The organism is Aeromonas popoffii (assembly GCF_000820025.1).
In the GTDB taxonomy this organism is placed as follows: domain Bacteria; phylum Pseudomonadota; class Gammaproteobacteria; order Enterobacterales; family Aeromonadaceae; genus Aeromonas; species Aeromonas popoffii.
The window spans coordinates 63,616-83,206 of record NZ_CDBI01000006.1; the positions used below are offsets into that span (position 1 = coordinate 63,616).

Genomic DNA, 19,591 nt, shown 5'->3' on the forward strand with positions numbered 1-19,591 from the left:
GATCTTGAACGCCCTGTCCATTTTTATAGTTGAATCAATTCGGTGAGCTCACCGCTCAGCGAATTGATGGCAAATCATGACGCATCCGCCCGCTCAGGAGGGGCGAATAATGGCGCCGGTACGGGCGTCCTTGATCTCGGATGGGTTGGCTTGACCACCCACTTCACCGGGCAGGATATAGGCCAACTTGCTGGCCAGCCGCTCACCGATATCGGCCACCCGACGAGCAGGCTCCTCGCCGGTCAGGTTGGCGCTGGTAGAGACCAGCGGCTTGCCAAAGGCGCGGCACAACGCCTGCACCTGAGGATGAGCCGTCACGCGCACCGCCAGGGTCTCGAACTGCCCGGTCAGCCATGAGGGCGTATCAGGCTTCGCAGGCATGACCCAGGTAAAGGGACCGGGCCAGCTGGCTTCAACCCGTGCCAGCTGCTCGGCGCTGAGCTGGCTCACATTGATATATTCTTGCAGCTGCGCCAGATCGGCAGCGATCAGGATCAACCCCTTCTCCACCGGACGCTGCTTGATGGTAAGCAGTCGCTGCACCGCAACTTCGGAGTCGGGATCACAACCCAGACCAAACACGGCCTCGGTCGCATAAGCGATCACCCCTTCCTGTTGGAGAGCAGCAACCGCCTGTTCAAATTCATTTGGCATAGGAAAAATGCGGCAGCCAGGCTGCCGCCTCGTCACTTGGAAGCAAGTTGAACCGATATGGCGGCGATCATGGCGAAGTGACGTTTTTGCTGTAGCACAGAAAATACGACACTTCCGGAGCACCACCCGTTCACTTACTTGAGTTGAGCCTGCAGGGCGGCATCCTTGGCCATCACCTCTTCGGCATTCTTCTGGCGTTCGGCCCGAACCTTGGCCGCCAGTTCATCATCGGCTACTGCCAGCATCTGGGCTGCCAGATAGCCCGCGTTCTTGGCACCGGCCTTGCCGATTGCTACGGTTGCCACTGGCACGCCACCCGGCATCTGCACGGTAGAGAGCAGCGCATCCAGTCCCTTGAGCGGGCCTCCATCAATGGGCACCCCAATCACGGGACGGGTGGTGATACCGGCAACAGCACCGGCCAAGTGAGCCGCCAGACCGGCAGCACAGATAAAGACCTTGCAGCCACGGGCTTCGGCATCGGTCACATACTGATGAGTCGCAGCCGGGGTACGGTGCGCAGAGGTAACCTTAACTTCCACTGTGATATCAAACGACTTGAGGATCTCAAGGGTAGATTGCATCACGGGAAAATCAGAATCAGAGCCCATCAATACGGCAACAAAGGGTTTATTCATGGTGGGAATTTCCTTACTCCAAATGGGGTTGAAGTTCGCCGAAAACGTTTCAATCTGGTTACGGCGGCGGGATTATACCTGCTCACTTTGATGGCCGCATTTCTTTTGCGGGCAGATCCACCTCAGATTTCCCCTTACTTTCTTCTCCACCATGATGCCCCAGCCACATTCGGGACAAGGCATAGAGATAGGCTTGTCGTTAACCACATATTTACAATGTGGATACCCATCGCAGGAGTAAAACTGCTTGCCGTAGCGTGACGTGCGACTCACCAGATGACCCTTGCCACAATCAGGACAGAGGATCTGGGTATCGTCGCTTTCCTGCAAGGATTCGATGTGCTGGCAGGCCGGGTACTGGGTGCACCCCACAAACAGGCCATAACGCCCCTTTTTGATCGCCAGCGGCTGGCCGCAATCCGGGCAGGCCGAGCCCTCAAGCACTTTCTCGATGTCGCGGCCGGATGGCGTCAGGGAACGGATATAGTCACAGGCAGGATAGGCAGAGCAGCCCAGGAAGAGGCCATGCTTGCCCTGTCGGATCAGCAACTCGGCACCACACTGCGGGCACGGCTCTCGCTCAAATGCCTGCTCGTGGACAGAAAAGAGATGATGATCGATTTTTGACATGGGCCGCGCCTTGAAATCCAGATGGCCTGAATTCTACCAGCGCGGCACCGGACTGTCAGTGAATGACGCCGTCTGACTCATCAAACACCAGCTCTTCCATCTGCTGGTAGGCATTTTCACTGCCCGGTACGTTGAACAGCACCATCATGACGACCCACTTCAAATCATCCAGCTCGATATCCGGCTTGTCCAGCTCGAGCAGGCGCTCGATGCAGATCTCGCGGGTTTCGGCATTCAGTACCTGAGCCTGCTCCAGGAAGAGCAGGAAGCCACGGCATTCGGTGCTGAGGCGAGTCAGCTCTTGCGGGGCATAGATACGCATCGAGCCTTGCGCGCTGGCGGTGACGTACACCTCCCGCTCGCTATCGTGCAGATTGGCCAGCCGCTCCAGCCAGTCGAGTGCCTTGTCGATTTCTTCTTTATCGAAACCGGCCCGGCTCAACTCGTCGGTGAGCTCATCCTGCTCGACCATCACATCTGCATCACTGTGGATGTAGGTCTCGAAAAGGTACATCAATACATCAAACATGATTCGCCCTCCTCGCTCTGACGTATCCACCGGCTACCGCCATCACTGCGCCGGAAAGCTCCAGCTCTACCAACCTGCCCAATACCACCTCGACAGGAAGCTGGGCCCGTTCGGCGACGGTATCCACGCTCGTGGTCTCATAATCTACGTTATCCAACAAATCGGCATAAGGCAATTCGCTATTATACCGTTGCTCAGGCAATTCAGCCGGTTGCCGTGCCAGGCTGACCAATCCGGGAAACTCTTCCACTATATCGGCCGCGCTCAACACAAGTTTGGCCCCCTGCTGGATTAATTTGTTGCAGCCCAGCGCCTGCACATTCTGCGGCGCACCGGGAACGGCAAATACCTCGCGCCCCTGCTCCAGCGCGTAACGGGCCGTGATGAGTGAGCCACTCTGTTCGGCCGCCTCCACCACTAGCGTCCCTCGCGCCAGTCCGCTGATGATGCGATTGCGACGAGGGAAATGTTCGGCCAGCGGCCCCTTGTCCGGCGCCAGCTCGGAGATGAGCGCACCCGCGTTCGCCAGGATCTGGCCAGCCAGCCCCTGATGACGCTTGGGGTAGAGGCAGTCGAGACCGGAACCCAGTACGGCGAGTGTAACACCACCGGTCGCCAGGGCCTGCTGATGACAGACACCATCGATACCGAGCGCGAGTCCCGAGGTGATCGCCAGACCGCACGCCACCAGTTCCGCACACAGGCGGGCGGCATTGTCCTTGCCGGCATAGGTGGGGTGACGCGTACCGACCATCGCCAGCTGTGGAACAGACAAGGCGGCAAGATTGCCACGACAGTAGAGCAGCAAAGGGGCGGCAGGGATCTCTTTCAACAAGTCAGGATAGGCGGGGTCATCGGGGCAGATCAGGTGATTGCCAGGCTCGGTGGCCCAACGTAGCCCCTGATCAACCGAAGGTAGTGGCCATCTGAGCTGCCGGATCTGGGCCGAGTGCAGGCCAAGCGCCCGTAAATGGCCATCATCACTCTCAAACAGGGCTGCAATATCGCCACCAAAGTGAGCAAGCAGGCGAGCGGCAGTGACTGGGCCGATACCGGTGACGGCATCCAGCGTCAACCACAGCGAGACCCGCTCGAGTGGAGGTGGCACGTTAGAAGTTACTGACCTGATAGCCGGAGCTGACCATGTCCTGGCTCTGCATGATGAGACCGTAGCTCAGCTTGTCATACACCTTGAACAACATGACTCGGGCCACAGCTTCCGAAGGCAAGGGTGGTTTGCCGGTCGAGTAGAAGGCCTTGTTGTAGAGGGAAGAATACTCCTTGTACGACACCTTGCCGTTCTTGCTCACCAGCGTGGCGCCGGGACGCCGGACCTCCAGCACATCGCCGGGGGCAAGCTGATCCCGCAGCCCTCTGTTAATGAGCACGACATCAAACTTGCCACCACCACGGGCCTTGCTCGGCAGATCGACTATGTAACCCGGTGAAATCACGGGCGCCGCCTTCGGGGTGAACACGGCAGAGAGAGTTTCCTGTGGCGGCAAAGGCATCACCTTGTCTCCCTGATACACCTCTCGCTGATTGTGACTGAGGGTAACCCGGGTGCGATCATTCGGCAGCCGCTCCTCGGCTCTGGCCGTGCCGACAAAGACCGCCTCCTGCCCCAGCAGCTCACCGGTTTGCTTGTCCTTATAAACGACACCGGGATGATAGATGCCGTAGTCCTGACCTGGCGTCAGCGATCCCTGCACATAGAGGGTGTCGCCCTCCAGCATACCGATATGGGCCTCGTTGTTGCCGAGCACATAGGGCAGCTGTTTCGCTTGCTGGTTGTCGGCCAGAATGTGGTCGGTTTGCAGGAAGGGACCTATTTCGCTGAGCGGCAGCATCGGGACCGGATTGGCCTTATTCTCGACGCGGCTCTTGGGTGAGAGGTGGACTACCTGCTTGCCCCCCTCTGTCGCCTTGCCGAGCCGAGGGTAGCTCCAGTGCGGATTGGCAATCTGGGGATTGACGTTCCACAGGCGGTGCAAGAGCCCGGCCTCTGCCAGATACTGGCCCGCAATATCCCAGAGTATGTCGCCTTTTTGAACGGTATAACGCTCGGGATAACCCACTTTAAATTTCAACTGATCGGCCAAGGCACTCTGGCTCAGAGTGGCCAGCAGGCAGGCGAGGATGGTTTGCTTCAGATACATAACACTCCCTGTTACTTCTGCGCGCAAAGTGTTGCTGTTTTTTGTCGGCGTAAATGACTAGAATTACGCCAATATTGACTGCATTTATACGAAACTAAAGAAAAAACTATGGCCATTCTAGATGTATTGCGTTTTCCCGATGAACGTCTGCGCACTGTAGCAGCCCCTGTCGAGACCTTTACACCCGAGTTACAACACATTGTAGATGATATGTTCGAAACCATGTACGCGGAGGAAGGCATAGGCCTTGCCGCCACTCAGGTCGACATTCATCAGCGCATCATAGTGATCGATGTCTCTGAAAACCGGGAAGATCCTCTGGTATTGATCAACCCCGAGATCCTCGAGCAATCCGGCAGCACCGGCATCGAAGAGGGTTGCCTCTCCGTGCCCGAGCACCGCGCTCTGGTACCACGCGCCGAACAGGTCAAAATCCGCGCGCTGGATCGCAACGGCAAGCCGTTCGAGCTGGCAACAGACGATCTGCTCGCTATCTGCATACAGCATGAGATGGATCATCTGGTCGGCAAGCTGTTTGTGGACTACTTGTCCCCGCTCAAGCGCCAGCGCATTCGCCAGAAGCTGGAAAAGATGGCCCGTGAAGATCGCAAAATCCTCTGAGGATCTGCCCCATTGAATAAGCTGAAACTGATTTTTGCCGGTACTCCCGACTTCGCCGCCCGTCATCTGGCGGCGTTGTTGTCTTCCGACCACGAGGTCGTTGCCGTTTATACCCAGCCTGACAAACCGGCCGGCCGTGGTCAGAAGCTCACTGCCAGCCCGGTCAAAGAGCTGGCCCTGACCCACAATCTGCCGGTTTACCAACCTGCCTCGCTGCGCAATGAAGAGGCGCAGGCCGAACTGGCAGCTCTTGGTGCCGATCTCATGGTGGTAGTGGCCTATGGTCTGATCCTGCCCAAGGTGGTGCTCGATACTCCCCGTCTCGGTTGCATCAACGTGCACGGCTCCCTGCTGCCGCGCTGGCGCGGCGCGGCACCGATCCAGCGCGCCATCTGGGCGGGCGATGCCGAGACCGGCGTCACCATCATGCAGATGGATGTGGGGCTGGATACCGGCGCCATGATCCGCAAGGTGAGCTGCCCTATCGCCGCCGACGAAACCTCTACCAGCCTGTACGACAAGCTGGCCGGGCTGGGCCCGCAGGCGCTGGTCGATACCCTGAATGCAATGGCGACCGGTGACACGGCGGCCGAGCAGCAGGACGACTCTCTGGCCAACTATGCCCAGAAGCTCTCCAAGGAAGAGGCCCGCATCGACTGGTCGATGGAGGCCGTTGCCATCGAGCGCTGCATCCGCGCCTTCAATCCCTGGCCCATTAGCTGGTTCGAGGTCGCCGGCCAGACCATCAAGGTGTGGCAAGCCGCCGTCATCGACAGCGACCATGGCCAGAGCGTCGGAACCCTGCTCAAGGCCGACAAGCAGGGGATCGACATTGCCACCGGCAAGGGCGTGCTGCGCCTGCTGACCCTGCAACCACCCGGCAAGAAGGCCATGTCCGTCTCGGATCTGCTCAACTCTCGCCGCGACTGGTTTGAACCCGGCACGCAATTGAATTGAACCAAGCGGGGCCCAGGCCCCGACTTGCGCATCTAAGGTAACATTATGAAAACACGTGCACAGGCCGCTCTCGTTATTCAACAGGTGCTGGATCAGGGTCAATCTCTCTCCGCTGTTCTGCCTGCTGCCCAGGAGAAGGTTGCGCCCCGCGATCGCGCCCTCCTGCAAGAACTCTGCTACGGCACCCTGCGCTGGCTGCCCCGCCTCGATGCAGCGGTCAACGAGATGATGGACAAGCCGCTCAAGAACAAGAGCCGCATCTTCCACTATCTGATCCTGGTCGGTCTCTATCAGCTCATCTACACCCGCATTCCGGCACACGCCGCCGTGGCCGAAACTGTCAACGCCGTCAAGCTGCTCAAGGGTACCTCCTTGCGCGGCCTCATCAATGGCGTGCTGCGCAACTTCCAGCGCAGCGCCGAAGTCATTCTGCTGCGCATCGACCGCGTCCCCAGCATTCGCCTAGGCCACCCCGAGTGGCTCACCAAGCGCCTGCGCCAGGCCTATCCCGAAGATTGGGAATTCATCATGGAGGCCAACAACCAGCGCCCGCCCATGTGGATCCGCAACAACAGCCAGCGCCAGAGCCGCGAGCAGATGCTGGCCCGCATGGCCGAAGTGGGCATCAATGCGGTGGCCGGTGAGGAAGGGGAAGATTGCATCCTGCTGGAACGCCCTTGCGACGTAACCAAACTGCCCGGCTTCGAGGCAGGTGACTGCTCGGTACAGGATGGCGCGGCGCAACAGGCCGCTCGACTGCTCGACCCGCAACCGGGCGAGTGGGTGCTGGATGCCTGCGCCGCCCCCGGTGGCAAGACAGCTCACCTGCTTGAGCGTCAACCCGCCCTGGCGGGCGTGGTGGCCGTCGATGCCGACGAACACCGCCTCAAGCGGGTGCAGGAAAACCTGGATCGCATCGGCCTCAAGGCCGAGGTGATCCACGGTGATGCCAGCACCCCGGAACTCTGGTGGCCAAAGGGTCAGTTCGATCGCATCCTGCTGGATGCCCCCTGCTCCGCCACCGGTGTCATCCGCCGCCACCCCGACATCAAGTGGCTGCGCCGGGATCAGGACATCCGTGAGCTGGCCGAGCTGCAACGCCGTATTCTGATCGCCCTCTGGTCGAAACTGAAAAGCGGCGGTACTCTGCTTTACGCCACCTGCTCAGTGCTGCCGGAAGAGAACCGCGAACAGATCCGTGCTTTCCTGGCAGCCACCCCGGATGCCACCCTGGTGCCGCTGCACGAACAGGACACCCCGGCATGTCCGGGCCGCCAGTTCCTGCCGGGCGAAGCCGAAATGGATGGCTTCTACTATGCCAAGCTGATCAAACGGTAAGCAGGGCAGTGGCCATGAAGATGACGGGTGCCGGTTGACGGCACCCATTACTGCGCAATATCGAGCACGCTCTCCCTATGAAAATCATCATGTTGATGACTGACCCTGACCATACTGGCAGCCGTTGCAACACATCCTCGTTCCCTGAGGGGTTCCTATGAAGATCATCATTCTGGGTGCCGGCCAGGTCGGTGGCACCCTGGCCGAGAACCTGGCCGGCGAGAACAATGACATCACCATCGTCGATACCGACAGCGACCGCTTGCGGGAGCTGCAGGACAAGTTCGACCTGCGGGTGGTGAACGGTCACGGCGCCCACCCCAAGGTGCTGCGCGAAGCGGGTGCCCAGGATGCAGACATGCTGGTCGCGGTCACCAACAGTGACGAGACCAACATGATCGCCTGCCAGGTTGCCTACTCCCTGTTCAACACCCCGAACAAGGTAGCGCGCATTCGATCGCCGGCCTATCTGGTGGAACGGGATCGCCTGTTCCTGCCGGAATCCGTGCCGGTGGATCACCTGATCGCCCCCGAGCAGCTGGTGACCGACTATGTTCGCCGGTTGATCGAGTATCCGGGTGCGCTTCAGGTGGTGGACTTTGCCGGTGGCAAGGTGGGTCTGGTGGCGGTCAAGGCCTACTACGGCGGCCCTCTGGTGGGCAATGCCCTCTCCACCCTGCGGGATCACATGCCGAACATAGAGACCCGGGTGGCCGCTATCTTCCGCCAGAACCGCTCCATACGTCCGCAAGGCACCACCATCATAGAGGCAGATGACGAGGTCTTCTTCGTCGCCGCCGCTGGCCATATCCGGGCAGTGATGTCGGAACTGCAGCGACTCGAGAGCCCCTATCGCCGCATCATGATCGTCGGCGGTGGCAACATAGGCGCCGGCCTCGCGCACCAGCTGGAGAAGCGCTACAGCGTCAAGTTGATCGAGCGTAACCAGAAGCGGGCGGAACAGCTGTCGGAGCTGCTGGAAAACACCATCGTCTTCTGCGGCGATGCAGCGGATCAAGAACTGCTGGCCGAGGAGCACATCGATCAGATCGACGTCTTCATCGCCGTGACCAACGAGGATGAGGCCAACATCATGTCGGCCCTGCTCGCCAAGAAGATGGGCGCCAAGAAGACCATGGTGCTGATCCAGCGCAGCGCCTACGTGGATCTGGTGCAGGGTGGATCCATCGACATCGCCATTTCGCCGCAGCAGGCCACCATCTCGGCCCTGCTGACCCACGTGCGCCGGGCCGACATCGCCAACGTCTACAGCCTGCGCCGCGGCGCGGCCGAAGCCATCGAGGCCATCGCCCACGGTGACGAAAACACCTCTAAGGTGGTGGGCAAGACGGTGGGTGAGCTCAAACTGCCGCCCGGCACCACCATAGGCGCCATAGTGCGCGGTGATGAGGTGCTGATCGCCCACGATCGCACCCAGATCCAGCAGGATGACCATGTGGTGATGTTTCTGGTGGACAAGAAGTACATCCCGGAAGTGGAACGGCTGTTTCAGCCAAGTCCTTTCTTCCTGTAACCTGCCCATGCCCCCAGGCAACGCAAACCTGACCCGGCACAGCCTCCCAAACGGATTGTCCGGGTCTTTTGTCAATCAACGATCAGGTTATTCTGCATGATCAAGCTGCGTCCCATCATCTTCACCCTAGGGCTGGTGCTCTCCAAGTTGGCCCTGTTCATGTGGCTGCCCACCCTGCTGGCGCTGCTCACCGGCTCCGAGGGCTTCGTCGAGTTCCTCAAATCCGTGCTGATCACCCACGGTGCCGCCCTGCTCTGCCTGCACCACGGTCGCAAGGCGGAGTTTCACCTCGGCGTGCGCGAGATGTTCCTGCTCACCACCTCTGTCTGGGTAGTCGCCTGCATCTTCGGGGCTCTGCCCTTCTTCTTCTTCAACCACATCGACTTCACTGACGCTTACTTCGAGACCATGTCCGGCGTCACCACCACGGGTTCCACCGTACTGTCAGGGCTCGACGACATGGCCCACAGCATCTTGCTGTGGCGATCAATACTGCAGTGGCTGGGGGGCGTGGGCTTCATCGTGATGGCGGTGGCTGTGCTGCCCTACCTCAACGTGGGCGGCATGAAGCTGTTCCAGACCGAGAGCTCGGATTGGTCGGACAAGAGCGCACCGCGCGCCAAGACGGTGGCCAACAACATAGTGGTGGTCTATCTGGTGCTCTCCATGTGCTGCTTCCTCGCCTACTGGGTAAGCGGCATGACGCTGTTCGAGGCGGTCAACCACACCATGACCACTCTCAGTACCGGGGGCTATTCCACCTCGGATCAATCCATGTCGCACTTCTCCAACTCGGCACACTGGATCGGCACCCTCTTTATGTTCCTCGGCGGCCTGCCCTTCCTGCTCTATGTGCAGAGCCTGAGCCACCGTGACACCAGCCTGCTCAAGGACGCCCAGGTTCAGGGTTTCTTCTGGCTGGTGGTATGGGTCACGATCGTGGTCACCCTCTACCTGTGGATCAGAGACATTTACGGCTTTATGGATGCCCTGCGCGTCAGCAGCTTCAATATCGTCTCGGTGCTCACCACCACTGGGTATGGCCTCGGCGATTTTGGCACCTGGGGGCCGCTCACCAGCATCATCTTTATCATCTTGCTGGCACTGGGCGCCTGTTCCGGCTCCACCGCCGGCGGCCTCAAGGTATTCCGGGTACAGGTGGCGTTCGCCCTGTTCAAGAAGCAAATGCGCCAGTTGATGCACCCCTCCGCCGTCTTCCCGCAGAAGTACAACGGTCGCCAGGTCAACGACGCCATCATCCGCTCCATGATCTCGTTCGTGCTGGCTTACTTCGCCGTCATACTGCTTATCGCTGCCCTGCTCGCCGCCATCGGGCTGGATCCCCTGACGGCCATCTCGGGCTCCATCACGGCGGTGGCCAACGTAGGCCCGGGCATGGGCCCCATCATTGGTCCCAGTGGAAACTTTGCCACCCTGCCGGACTCGGCCAAGTGGATACTGTCGTTCGGCATGCTGCTGGGGCGGCTCGAGATCCTGACTGTGGCCGTGATCTTCTTCCCCTCCTTCTGGAAGCAGTAGCGCCGCCAATCAAGGCTGCGACGCTGCCCGGCCAGACTCGGGTGAGGAAATGCAAGAAGGGCAGCCAATGGCTGCCCTTCTTCATCTCATGCTGTGCGGGACCCTCTGCCTCACTCGGCAGACTCTTCCCGCTCCAGTGCGCGGTTGACCAACGGCTCGGGCAGCGTCTTGGTCACCTCGACCCCCAGCTCGCGAAAGCGCTCGGCCTGGGCGATCAGGTTGCCACGGCCGTTGACCAGCCGTCCCATCGCCTTGTCGTAGCTCTCCTGCGCCTTGTGCAGGCTACCCCCCATCTGCTGCATCTCTTCCACGAACAGCCGTAGCTTCTCGTAGAGGCGCCCGGCCCGCTCGGCAATCTGGCGAGCATTCTGGTTCTGCCGCTCGTAGCGCCACAAGTTTTCGATGGTGCGCAGCGCCACCATCAGGTTGGTGGGGCTCACCAGTAGTATGTTGTGGTCGAGGCCGTAGCGTACCAGGGAGGGATCGGCCTCCACCGCGGTGAGGAAGGCCGGCTCCACCGCCACAAACATCAGCACATAGTCGAGGGTGCGTACCCCCGGCAGTTGCTGGTAATCCTTACGGCCCAGCTCGCGGATATGGTTGCGCACCGAGGCGACGTGCTCCTTGAGCGCCACTGCCTTCTCCAGCACGTCGTCGGCGTTGTACCAGCGCTCGTAGGCGGTCAGCGACACCTTGGCGTCGATGATGATGTCTTTTTCCTGAGGCAAGTGGACTATCACGTCAGGCTGATAGCGCTTGCCCTTGTCCACTTCTATGTTGACCTGGGTATGGTACTCGTGGCCCTCGCGCAGGCCGCACTCGCTGAGAATTCGGGCCAGCACCACCTCGCCCCAGTTGCCCTGCTGCTTGCTGTCGCCCTTGAGGGCGCGGGTCAGGGCTGCCGCCTCTTCGGTCATACGGGCATTGAGCTCGGCAAGGCGCTCCAGCTCGAACTTGAGGCTGTGGCGCTGGGCCGTCTCCTGGGCGTGGGTCTCTCCCACCTGACGGCGAAAGCCCTCAAGCTGCTCTTTGAGCGGAGTCAGCAGCAGATCGAGACTGTTCTGGTTCAGTTCGCGGAAGTTACCGGAGTTTTGTTCGAAGATACGGTTGGCGAGGTTTTCAAACTGCTGGCTGAGACGCAGCTCGGCGTCCCGCTGCAATTGCAGCTTCTCGGCGGCGGCCAACCGTTCGCTGCGCAGGGTGGCTTCGGCATCCTTGAGGCGGGCGGTAAGCTTGATGAGCAGAGTCTGCTGCTGATCCAGCTTCTGCTGGCCCTGCATCCGCTCATCCTGCAACTCATCGAAGCGATCCTGCAACACCTGGTGACGTTCCTGGCTCAGCAACAACGCCTGCGCCTGTGCGCTGGCGGCACGTCGCCCCGCCAGCCAGCCAACCCCGAGGGCGATCAAGGCGACCAGCAGTGCCGGCCCCCAGCTCGCCAGGTCGATCATTTACGGCCCCGCTGACGCAGGAAGAGCTCGAGGTAACGGTTGAGCAATAGCCAGATCAGCACATAGAGGAGGTAGGCAGCCAGTACCACCCACTTGTGACTGTTAACCCCGGTGTCGAGCTCGGCGAACCCGATATCCTTGATGCGGCAGTAGGCCCACATCAACAGGGGGAAGATATACAACAGAGACGCACGCCACAGAAATAACCACATGAGTTCATTCAATCCCGCAAAAAGACTCGCCTAGCTTACACAAGGGCAACCCGGCTTGCGATCCTGCCCCGCGCTATTCTCTGGCTTGCCAGCGAAAACTTGGATAAAATTAACCCCTAATGGGTATAAGGGGTGGGCATGACTCATTTTTTCTGTCGATGGCTGAGGCACGCATTGGGGGGCTCCCGCAAACCGGACGTGGTTTGTCACGAGGCACGCCCGCCTTGGGCCATCGAAGAGTCCCAGTACCTCTCCCTCTGCACCCGCTGCGGTGAATGCTTCAAGGCCTGTCCCAACCGCCTGCTCAAACCGGCAAGCCAATCCGAATACGAGGGCACTGCCATCGCCGGCACCCCTGTGCTGGATCTCGCCTGCGGCCAGTGCAGCTACTGTGGCAGCTGCGCCAGAGCCTGTCCGACCGGAGCCCTCGACCTGCAGTGGGGACGCCAGGTGCAGACCCGGGTGCAGATAGAGGCGAGCTGTCAGGCCAAACAGGGCTTTTACTGCCTGCTGTGCGAAGATGCCTGCCCCCAGCTGGCGATCAAGGCCACCGCCGACGGCGTCAGCGTCAACATGGCGGCGTGCGATGGCTGCGGTGCCTGCGGTCTCGCCTGCTTCCATGGTGCCATCACCCTGATCCCCCAGCTCTGACCCGCGCCGCCACCCAGGTCTCAAACGGCAGAAAGCACAAAGGGGCACCAAGGCCCCTTTGTCAGTCCGGCACGGCGTTTATGCCATGACCAGAGTGGAATCCTGTTCGATACCGAGCAAGTGGCAGAGACGGGTCGGATCCCGCACCGCATCGGCCAGGGTATATTCCCCCAGCACCTCGAGGAAGGCGTTCATGGCGCGCCGTAGAATGCCCTGAATGCGGCAGCCACCGGAGAGGCGGCAGTTCTCGCGCTTGCAATCAACCGGGCAGAGCACGTGCTCCATGTCCATCACCACATCGCGCAAGTTGATGGAGACGGCAGAGCGACCGAGGCGGATGCCGCCATGCTTGCCACGTACCGTCTCTATGTAGCCCTTGATGCCGAGCTGATGCACTATCTTGACCACGTGGTTGCGGGAGATGGCAAAGGTATCGGCCACCTCTGTGATGGTCGACAGGCGATCTCCCGGCTGAACCGCCAAAAAAGTCAGGGTACGCAGGGCATAGTCGGTAAATCGTGTCAGTTGCATGGTCGCACTTGCCTCTTACTACAAGCCAGAAATCAGGACGACAACCTAAAGCTAAGAGGCGGGGCCGCGCTTGCGCTGGCACGGAGCACGCATCTTAATCTGAGTCGTGGAGTGACAAGGTTAAGAGCAGCTCAGGCGGGTGTCGATGAAGATGCACATAAATCGACACTTTCTTTGATTGATCGCAAACTTGCAGGCTTAGTCCAAGGTTTGGGGCATTTTTGGCGGCTAAACTCGCCTGTCCTCCCTCAACACCCGAGTGGATCGGACCACTCCATACGACACCTTGCTTCAGGATTCAGTGGGGCTGCCTGAGCCAGTTTTTCAAGGCACTGGAGGGAATCGAACTCTCGGAGGCGACCGCAAAAGCCCCCCAATCCACCGCACACTGCAAGGCATCCTGGATCGCCATGCCACGGGCAAGACCATGAATGAGGCCACCGGCGAACGCATCCCCCGCCCCCGTGGTATCGACCACAGACACCGGCCGCGCCGCCACCCGGATCTGCTCCTCGCCGTGAATGGCCACGGCCCCCGCCTTGCCTTCGGTCAGCACCAGCCACTCCAGCTGATCTCCCGCCAGCTGCCTGGCATGCTGCCAGGGGTCGCCCACCTCGCCGAGATCGGAGCGGGAAGCGACCAGCACGTGGCAGGGGCGGCGCGCCTGCCCACCCTTGGGATACTGGGCCACCACGAAGCTCTTGCCGATCATCTGGCGCATGTAGCCGATGATGGCGGTGCCGGGATAGTTCACGTAGAGGCAGTCCACCCCCTCCACCGGCAAGTCGCCGGGCAGATCGGGGCGACGCGGCCGCCTGAGGATGGTGCGCTCGCCGGTGGCGTCCACCAGGATCAGCAGCTCGCCTGTTTCGCCACCGAAGCGCTCCACATGAGAGCAGTCCAACCCGTAACCCGCCGCCTGCTCCAGCAGCCAGTCGCCCGCCTCATCCAGTCCGATGCGAGAGGCTATGGTCACCTCGTGGCCCGCCCACACCAGCCCTATGCCGGTGTTGGCGGCGCCACCGCCCAACCGGCGGCCCTGATCCACGTATTGCAGCCGGGCTCCGGCCACCAGAGGTTCGGAGAGGGAGAGCACATGATCGCAGTTGAGATTGGCGAGCAGCAGAATACGGGACATGGAGAGACCTCACTGACAAGGGACCCCAGTATATGAGAAAGGGCCCTGACGGCCCTCCCTGAAATCGCGGGGTTTGTGAGCCCGCTCGACGTTTGCCAGCCAGCTTTACGCCGCTGCGTCAGCCCAGTACGGACTCGGCGCTGACATACTCGTAGCCGAGCGCCTGGGCCACTGCTGCCTGGGTGACCTTGCCTTTGAACACGTTGAGACCGGCCCGCAGGTGCTTGTCATCCCTGAGCGCCTGGACATAGCCCTTGTCGGCCAGTGCCAGCACGAACGGCAAAGTGGCATTGGTCAGGGCGAAGGTGGAGGTACGCGCCACGCCACCCGGCATGTTGGCCACGCAGTAGTGAATGATGCCGTCCACCACATAGGTGGGATCCTCGTGGGTGGTCGGGTGGGACGTCTCGAAACAGCCGCCCTGATCGATAGCCACATCCACCAGCACAGAACCCTTGCGCATCAGCTTGAGCATGTCGCGGGTCAGCAGCCTGGGCGCCGCCGCCCCCGGGATCAGCACGGCGCCGATCACCAGATCCGCCTGGGCGATGCAAGCCTCGATATTGGTGCGGGTGGAGTAGAGGGTCTTGAGGGCCGGACCATACAGACTGTCCAGCTCCCGTAGCCGTGGCAGGGAACGATCCAGGATAGTGACATCGGCCCCCAACCCCAGCCCCATGCGCGCCGAGTTGACACCGACCACCCCGCCGCCCAGCACCACCACCTTGGCGGGCGCCACTGCGGGTACGCCACCGAGCAGGGTGCCATTGCCCCCTTGCGCCTTCTCCAGGCTGTGGGCCCCGGCCTGGATCGCCATCCTCCCCGCCACCTCGGACATGGGCGCCAGCAGCGGCAAGCCGCCGCGCTCGTCGGTCACTGTCTCGTAGGCGATGGCCACCACCCCCGAGTGCACCAGCAGCTGGGTCTGCACCGGATCCGGCGCCAGGTGCAGATAGGTGAACAGCAGCTGATCCGGGCGCAGCAGTTCACACTCCTCGGGCTGGGGCTCCTTCACCTTCACTATCATCTCGGCCCGGGCGAAGATCTCCGCCGCGCTGGCCACCAGATCGGCCCCGGCCGCCTGGTACTCGGCATCGGACAATCCGATCGCCTCACCGCCCTGCTGTTGTACCAGGACCTTGTGTCCCCGGGCCGCCAGCTCCTGCACTCCGGCGGGAGTCATGCCGACCCGGTATTCATGGTTTTTGATTTCCTTGGGTACGCCAATAATCATGCTCGCTCTCCTGCTGTGATCCCGCCGGCCGCTCCTTCGCCACCGGGCAGTATGCCCAAAAATTGCAACAGCCACTGCATCATGGTAGCCGAGTCCACCTCCCCCTCCAGCGAGGAGAGGCTGCGCTGATAGCGGTCATCGGACAGGCAGTCCCGCCGCCGCTCGATCAACGCCCGGTTGTACTCCACAGAAAACTCCGGATGCCCCTGAATGGCGACGATATGATCCCCCTGCAAGAACATGAAGTTGGGACAAAAATCGTTGCCCGCCAGCCGGATCGCGCCCGGTGGCAGCTGCTCGACCTGATCCTGGTGACTGGCCAGGATCCGGATCGTATCCAGCCCGGGCTGCATCCAGGCTCCGCTCGCCAGCATGGGATGCACCGACACCCCCAGCCCCCACCCCTTGGTAGACTTCACCACTTCGCCACCCAGCGCCTGGGCGATCACCTGATGACCGAAGCAAACACCGGCCAGCTTGACGTCGGCATCGTGCGCCTGGCGGATCCACGCCCGCAGCGCCTGGATCCAGGGGATATCGCTGTAAGCATCGTGGCGCGAGCCCGTGATGAGCCAGGCATCACACTCGTGCAGGTCGTCCGGCAGCTCACCATCGAGCGCCGACCAGACCCGAAACTCCAGCGCGGGGGCCAGGGCCCGAAAGCCCCTGATAAACATCTCGGAGTAAACGGGGCCGAAATCACCCGCCAAATCGGGATCCAGCCGGTCACAATCGAGAATTCCCAGTCGCATCTGTCACTCCTTTACAGAGGTTACCCCCGCAGAACGATGGCCTGCGGGGGCAATAGGTTAGGCCATGTCAGCGTGCCTGCGCGTCACTTCATGGTCGGCATGGAGAACTCCGTGCCGGCACGCAGGCTCCGTGGCCAGCGCGCCGTCACCGTCTTCATCCGGGTGTAGAAGCGCACCCCATCAGGCCCATGCATATTGAGCGGCCCGAAGATAGACCGCTTCCAGCCACCGAAGCTGTGAAACGCCATGGGCACGGGGATAGGGACGTTCACCCCTACCATACCGACCTGAACCCTGGCGGTGAAGTCCCGCGCCGTATCACCGTCGCAAGTAAAGATGGCGGTGCCGTTACCGTACTCGTGTTCGTTGATGAGCTTGAGCGCCGTCTCGTAATCCGGGGCCCGCACTATGGCAAGCACGGGGCCGAAGATCTCCTCCCGGTAGATGCGCATGTCGGGGGTCACCTCGTCAAACAAACTGCCGCCGATAAAGTAGCCTTCCCCATGACTCACGCCGCGACCATCGACCCGCAGCAGGGCCCCCTCGGCCACCCCCTGATCCACATAATCGCGGACCTTGGCCAGATGCTCGCGACTGATGAGGGGCCCCATCTCGTTTTCCGGGGTCTGGCCCAGCCCCGGGCCGACCCTGAGTTGCACCACCAGTGGCGAAAGTTTTGCCACCAGCGCATCGGCTGTCTCATCCCCCACCACCACGGCCACCGAGATCGCCATGCAGCGCTCACCGGCAGCGCCATAGGCCGCCCCCATCAGGGCTGAGACCGCCTGGTCGAGATCCGCATCCGGCATCACCAGCATGTGGTTCTTGGCGCCGCCCAGCGCCTGCACCCGCTTGCCGTGGGCCGAGGCGGTGGCGTAGATGTACTGGGCGATGGGGGTAGAGCCGACAAAGGAGACGGCGCCGACCCGCGAGTCGGTCAGCAGCACGTCCACCACCTCCTTGTCGCCGTTGACCACGTTGAGCACGCCGTCCGGCAGACCGGCCTGCTTGAGCAGCTCGGCCATGCGCAGCGAGAGGGAGGGATCCTTCTCGGAAGGCTTGAGAATGAAGGTGTTGCCGCAGGCGATGGCCACCGGGAACATCCAGAGCGGCACCATGGCCGGGAAGTTGAACGGCGTGATGCCGGCGCACACCCCCACCGGCTGCATCATGGAGTAGCTGTCGACCCCCCGGCCCACGTTGAGAGAGTGCTCCCCCTTGAGCAGGTGGGGAATGCCACAGGCAAACTCCACCACCTCAAGACCACGAGTCAGCTCGCCCTGGGCGTCAGAGAAGACCTTGCCGTGCTCGCGGCTGATGAGCCGGGCCAGATCATCCCTGTGCTGCTCCATCAGCTCCTTGAAGCGGAACAGCACCCGGGCCCGCACCAGCGGCGGGGTCTGCGACCAGTCAGCGAAGGCGCGCGCTGCCATGGCAATGGCCTCGTCGCATTCGGCGGCGGTACTGAGCACCACCTGACCCTGCTGCTGGCCGGTGGCCGGGTTAAAGATGGCACCGAAGCGCTCGCTGCGACTCTCCGTCGTCTCGCCGTTGATAAAGTTGCTGACCCGATATGTCATAAATCCTCCGTGATGGCTCATCCGTCTCTCCCTGCGCCGTCTCGCACGAGCCGGGCACAGGGAGATGGCGCCCAGGGGCGCCATGCAGTGCAAGGTGAAAGTGGGTTACGCCTGCGTCTGCAACACGTCCTGCAGCAGGGTGAAGAGATCGTCTATCTGGCTGCGCTCCATGATGAGGGGTGGCGACAGGGCGATGATGTCGCCGGTCACCCGGATAAGCAGACCCTTCTCGAAGCAGCGTACGAACACCTCGTAGGCACGCTTGCCCGGTGCATCCGGCAGGGATTCGAGCTCTATGCCTGCCACCAGTCCGTAGTTGCGCACATCCTTCACATGCTTGCAGCCCTTGAGGGAATGGGCCGCCTCCTCCCAGTAGCCCGCCAGATCGGCGGCGCGGGTGAGCAGATTCTCGTTGCGATAGATCTCGAGGGTCGCCAGCGCGGCGGCGGCGGCCACCGGGTGACCCGAGTAGGTGTAGCCGTGGAACAGTTCGATGGCGCCCTTGCCGGCGGCCATCATGTCGTCATAGATGCCATTGCTCACCAGCACGGCCCCCATGGGGATGGCGCCGTTGGTGAGCCCCTTGGCACAGGTGATCATGTCGGGCAGGACATCGAACTCCTGAGCGGCGAAAGGGGAGCCGAGGCGGCCAAAGCCGGTGATCACCTCGTCGAAGATCAGCAGGATGCCGTGTTTGGTACAGATCTCCCGCAGTCGCTTGAGGTAGCCCTTGGGTGGCATGATGACACCGGTACTGCCGGCGATGGGTTCGACGATGACAGCCGCTATGTTGCTGGCATCGTGCAGGAAGACGATCCTCTCCAGCTCGTCGGCCAGCGCCACATCCTCTTCGGGCAGCCCCTTGGTAAAGGCGTTCTTGGCGATGTTGAGGGTATGAGGCAGATGATCTACCCCGGTCAACAGGGAGCCGAACCACTTGCGGTTACCGGGAATGCCCCCCACCGAGATGCCGCCGAAGCCGACCCCGTGATAGCCGCGCTCGCGGCCAATCAGCCGGGTGCGGGTACCCTGACCCCGCGCCCGCTGCCAGGCCAGCGCGATTTTGAGCGCCGTGTCCACGGCTTCCGAGCCCGAGTTGGTATAGAAGACATGGCCCAGCCCCTGGGGGGCTATCTCCACCAGCCGATTGGCCAGCTCGAACGGCAGGGGATGCCCCATCTGGAATGTGGGGGCAAAGTCGAGGTGAGAAATCTGCTGGGAGACCGCCTCGGCAATCTCGCGGCGACCATGGCCCGCGTTGCAACACCAGAGCCCGGCTGTGCCATCCAGTATCTTGCGGCCATCCTCTGAGTGATAATACATCCCCTCTGCCGACTTCAGGATGCGCGGCGCCGCCTTGAATTGCTGGTTGGCGGTAAACGGCATCCAGAAGGCGGACATATCGGAGGGCGTATTGATGTCGCTGATCGGTTTCATGGTCAC

Annotated in this window: 20 protein-coding genes; 6 read left to right on the forward strand and 14 right to left on the reverse strand. The window is 61.5% G+C overall.

Annotated features, from left to right (window positions below; all coding sequences use genetic code 11):
• Nucleotides 1-93: 93 nt before the first annotated feature.
• The 6 genes from tsaC to BN1129_RS01075 all read right to left on the reverse strand — a co-directional run bounded on the left by tsaC (nucleotide 94) and on the right by BN1129_RS01075 (nucleotide 4,610).
• Nucleotides 94-654: an L-threonylcarbamoyladenylate synthase type 1 TsaC gene (gene tsaC / locus BN1129_RS01050; RefSeq protein WP_042033923.1), complete on the reverse strand. Its 561-nt coding sequence runs from the start codon at nucleotides 652-654 to the stop codon at nucleotides 94-96.
• A gap of 134 nt (nucleotides 655-788) precedes the next feature.
• Nucleotides 789-1,292: a 5-(carboxyamino)imidazole ribonucleotide mutase gene (purE, locus tag BN1129_RS01055; RefSeq protein WP_042033925.1), complete on the reverse strand. Its 504-nt coding sequence runs from the start codon at nucleotides 1,290-1,292 to the stop codon at nucleotides 789-791.
• 72 nt (nucleotides 1,293-1,364) lie between these two features.
• Nucleotides 1,365-1,922: a DNA topoisomerase family protein gene (locus BN1129_RS01060; RefSeq protein WP_042033927.1), complete on the reverse strand. Its 558-nt coding sequence runs from the start codon at nucleotides 1,920-1,922 to the stop codon at nucleotides 1,365-1,367.
• 55 nt (nucleotides 1,923-1,977) lie between these two features.
• Nucleotides 1,978-2,451 carry a DUF494 family protein gene (locus BN1129_RS01065; RefSeq protein ID WP_040070089.1) on the reverse strand — a complete coding sequence of 158 codons (474 nt, stop codon included), beginning with the start codon at nucleotides 2,449-2,451 and terminating at the stop codon, nucleotides 1,978-1,980.
• On the reverse strand, nucleotides 2,444-3,559 hold the full coding sequence (gene dprA, locus BN1129_RS01070) for a DNA-processing protein DprA (RefSeq protein ID WP_042033928.1): 1,116 nt from the start codon (nucleotides 3,557-3,559) through the stop codon (nucleotides 2,444-2,446). Before dprA ends, BN1129_RS01065 begins: the two co-directional genes overlap by 8 nt.
• 1 nt (nucleotide 3,560) lies before the next feature.
• Entirely contained in the window at nucleotides 3,561-4,610 is a 1,050-nt protein-coding gene (locus tag BN1129_RS01075) for a LysM peptidoglycan-binding domain-containing protein (RefSeq protein WP_042033929.1), read from the reverse strand.
• Between the two features lie 108 nt (nucleotides 4,611-4,718).
• On the opposite strand from BN1129_RS01075, the gene def reads away from it, so the two are divergent.
• The 5 genes from def to BN1129_RS01100 all read left to right on the forward strand — a co-directional run bounded on the left by def (nucleotide 4,719) and on the right by BN1129_RS01100 (nucleotide 10,599).
• Nucleotides 4,719-5,231: a peptide deformylase gene (gene def / locus BN1129_RS01080; RefSeq protein WP_042033930.1), complete on the forward strand. Its 513-nt coding sequence runs from the start codon at nucleotides 4,719-4,721 to the stop codon at nucleotides 5,229-5,231.
• Between the two features lie 12 nt (nucleotides 5,232-5,243).
• Nucleotides 5,244-6,188 carry a methionyl-tRNA formyltransferase gene (fmt, locus tag BN1129_RS01085; RefSeq protein WP_042033931.1) on the forward strand — a complete coding sequence of 315 codons (945 nt, stop codon included), beginning with the start codon at nucleotides 5,244-5,246 and terminating at the stop codon, nucleotides 6,186-6,188.
• A gap of 45 nt (nucleotides 6,189-6,233) precedes the next feature.
• Nucleotides 6,234-7,526: a 16S rRNA (cytosine(967)-C(5))-methyltransferase RsmB gene (rsmB, locus tag BN1129_RS01090; protein WP_042033933.1), complete on the forward strand. Its 1,293-nt coding sequence runs from the start codon at nucleotides 6,234-6,236 to the stop codon at nucleotides 7,524-7,526.
• 157 nt (nucleotides 7,527-7,683) lie between these two features.
• Complete coding sequence (trkA, locus tag BN1129_RS01095) at nucleotides 7,684-9,060, forward strand: Trk system potassium transporter TrkA (RefSeq protein WP_042033934.1); 1,377 nt, start codon at nucleotides 7,684-7,686, stop codon at nucleotides 9,058-9,060.
• Between the two features lie 96 nt (nucleotides 9,061-9,156).
• Nucleotides 9,157-10,599, forward strand: a complete 1,443-nt coding sequence (locus BN1129_RS01100) for a TrkH family potassium uptake protein (protein ID WP_042033936.1) — start codon at nucleotides 9,157-9,159, stop codon at nucleotides 10,597-10,599.
• Nucleotides 10,600-10,709: 110 nt separating this feature from the next.
• Here BN1129_RS01100 and rmuC read toward each other — a convergent pair whose 3' ends face one another.
• A complete protein-coding gene (gene rmuC / locus BN1129_RS01105; RefSeq protein ID WP_042033937.1) occupies nucleotides 10,710-12,050 on the reverse strand; it encodes a DNA recombination protein RmuC in 1,341 nt (446 codons plus the stop codon).
• A complete protein-coding gene (locus BN1129_RS01110; RefSeq protein WP_042033938.1) occupies nucleotides 12,047-12,262 on the reverse strand; it encodes a hypothetical protein in 216 nt (71 codons plus the stop codon). The genes rmuC and BN1129_RS01110 overlap by 4 nt, the downstream gene beginning before the upstream one ends.
• Nucleotides 12,263-12,400: 138 nt before the next feature.
• On the opposite strand from BN1129_RS01110, the gene BN1129_RS01115 reads away from it, so the two are divergent.
• Entirely contained in the window at nucleotides 12,401-12,913 is a 513-nt protein-coding gene (locus BN1129_RS01115) for a ferredoxin-type protein NapF (RefSeq protein ID WP_042033939.1), read from the forward strand.
• Between the two features lie 78 nt (nucleotides 12,914-12,991).
• On the opposite strand, the gene BN1129_RS01120 is transcribed toward BN1129_RS01115, so the two are convergent.
• From BN1129_RS01120 to aptA, 6 genes are all read right to left on the reverse strand, one after another.
• Nucleotides 12,992-13,444 carry an Rrf2 family transcriptional regulator gene (locus BN1129_RS01120; RefSeq protein WP_042033941.1) on the reverse strand — a complete coding sequence of 151 codons (453 nt, stop codon included), beginning with the start codon at nucleotides 13,442-13,444 and terminating at the stop codon, nucleotides 12,992-12,994.
• 298 nt (nucleotides 13,445-13,742) lie between these two features.
• Nucleotides 13,743-14,582: a PfkB family carbohydrate kinase gene (locus BN1129_RS01125; protein WP_042033942.1), complete on the reverse strand. Its 840-nt coding sequence runs from the start codon at nucleotides 14,580-14,582 to the stop codon at nucleotides 13,743-13,745.
• Between the two features lie 118 nt (nucleotides 14,583-14,700).
• The gene (gene ald, locus BN1129_RS01130) at nucleotides 14,701-15,816 is read right to left on the reverse strand and encodes an alanine dehydrogenase (protein ID WP_042033943.1); all 1,116 of its coding nucleotides are present in this window, start codon (nucleotides 15,814-15,816) and stop codon (nucleotides 14,701-14,703) included.
• Complete coding sequence (locus tag BN1129_RS01135) at nucleotides 15,813-16,568, reverse strand: glutamine amidotransferase-related protein (RefSeq protein WP_042033945.1); 756 nt, start codon at nucleotides 16,566-16,568, stop codon at nucleotides 15,813-15,815. Before BN1129_RS01135 ends, ald begins: the two co-directional genes overlap by 4 nt.
• An 83-nt stretch (nucleotides 16,569-16,651) precedes the next feature.
• Nucleotides 16,652-18,148, reverse strand: coding sequence for a CoA-acylating methylmalonate-semialdehyde dehydrogenase (locus BN1129_RS01140; protein ID WP_042033948.1), 1,497 nt, complete (start codon nucleotides 18,146-18,148; stop codon nucleotides 16,652-16,654).
• Between the two features lie 105 nt (nucleotides 18,149-18,253).
• Nucleotides 18,254-19,585 carry an omega-aminotransferase AptA gene (gene aptA, locus BN1129_RS01145; protein WP_042033952.1) on the reverse strand — a complete coding sequence of 444 codons (1,332 nt, stop codon included), beginning with the start codon at nucleotides 19,583-19,585 and terminating at the stop codon, nucleotides 18,254-18,256.
• Nucleotides 19,586-19,591: the final 6 nt, after the last annotated feature.

Coding starts and splice junctions, on each gene's coding strand:
- BN1129_RS01110 (WP_042033938.1), bottom strand. CDS start 12,262: ATGTGGTTATTTCTGTGGCGTGCGTCTCTGTTGTATATCTTCCCCCTG.
- purE (WP_042033925.1), bottom strand. CDS start 1,292: ATGAATAAACCCTTTGTTGCCGTATTGATGGGCTCTGATTCTGATTTT.
- BN1129_RS01125 (WP_042033942.1), bottom strand. CDS start 14,582: ATGTCCCGTATTCTGCTGCTCGCCAATCTCAACTGCGATCATGTGCTC.
- ald (WP_042033943.1), bottom strand. CDS start 15,816: ATGATTATTGGCGTACCCAAGGAAATCAAAAACCATGAATACCGGGTC.
- BN1129_RS01120 (WP_042033941.1), bottom strand. CDS start 13,444: ATGCAACTGACACGATTTACCGACTATGCCCTGCGTACCCTGACTTTT.
- aptA (WP_042033952.1), bottom strand. CDS start 19,585: ATGAAACCGATCAGCGACATCAATACGCCCTCCGATATGTCCGCCTTC.
- def (WP_042033930.1), top strand. CDS start 4,719: ATGGCCATTCTAGATGTATTGCGTTTTCCCGATGAACGTCTGCGCACT.
- BN1129_RS01100 (WP_042033936.1), top strand. CDS start 9,157: ATGATCAAGCTGCGTCCCATCATCTTCACCCTAGGGCTGGTGCTCTCC.
- BN1129_RS01075 (WP_042033929.1), bottom strand. CDS start 4,610: ATGTATCTGAAGCAAACCATCCTCGCCTGCCTGCTGGCCACTCTGAGC.
- rmuC (WP_042033937.1), bottom strand. CDS start 12,050: ATGATCGACCTGGCGAGCTGGGGGCCGGCACTGCTGGTCGCCTTGATC.
- BN1129_RS01065 (WP_040070089.1), bottom strand. CDS start 2,451: ATGTTTGATGTATTGATGTACCTTTTCGAGACCTACATCCACAGTGAT.
- rsmB (WP_042033933.1), top strand. CDS start 6,234: ATGAAAACACGTGCACAGGCCGCTCTCGTTATTCAACAGGTGCTGGAT.
- trkA (WP_042033934.1), top strand. CDS start 7,684: ATGAAGATCATCATTCTGGGTGCCGGCCAGGTCGGTGGCACCCTGGCC.
- BN1129_RS01060 (WP_042033927.1), bottom strand. CDS start 1,922: ATGTCAAAAATCGATCATCATCTCTTTTCTGTCCACGAGCAGGCATTT.
- BN1129_RS01135 (WP_042033945.1), bottom strand. CDS start 16,568: ATGCGACTGGGAATTCTCGATTGTGACCGGCTGGATCCCGATTTGGCG.
- BN1129_RS01115 (WP_042033939.1), top strand. CDS start 12,401: ATGACTCATTTTTTCTGTCGATGGCTGAGGCACGCATTGGGGGGCTCC.
- BN1129_RS01140 (WP_042033948.1), bottom strand. CDS start 18,148: ATGACATATCGGGTCAGCAACTTTATCAACGGCGAGACGACGGAGAGT.
- tsaC (WP_042033923.1), bottom strand. CDS start 654: ATGCCAAATGAATTTGAACAGGCGGTTGCTGCTCTCCAACAGGAAGGG.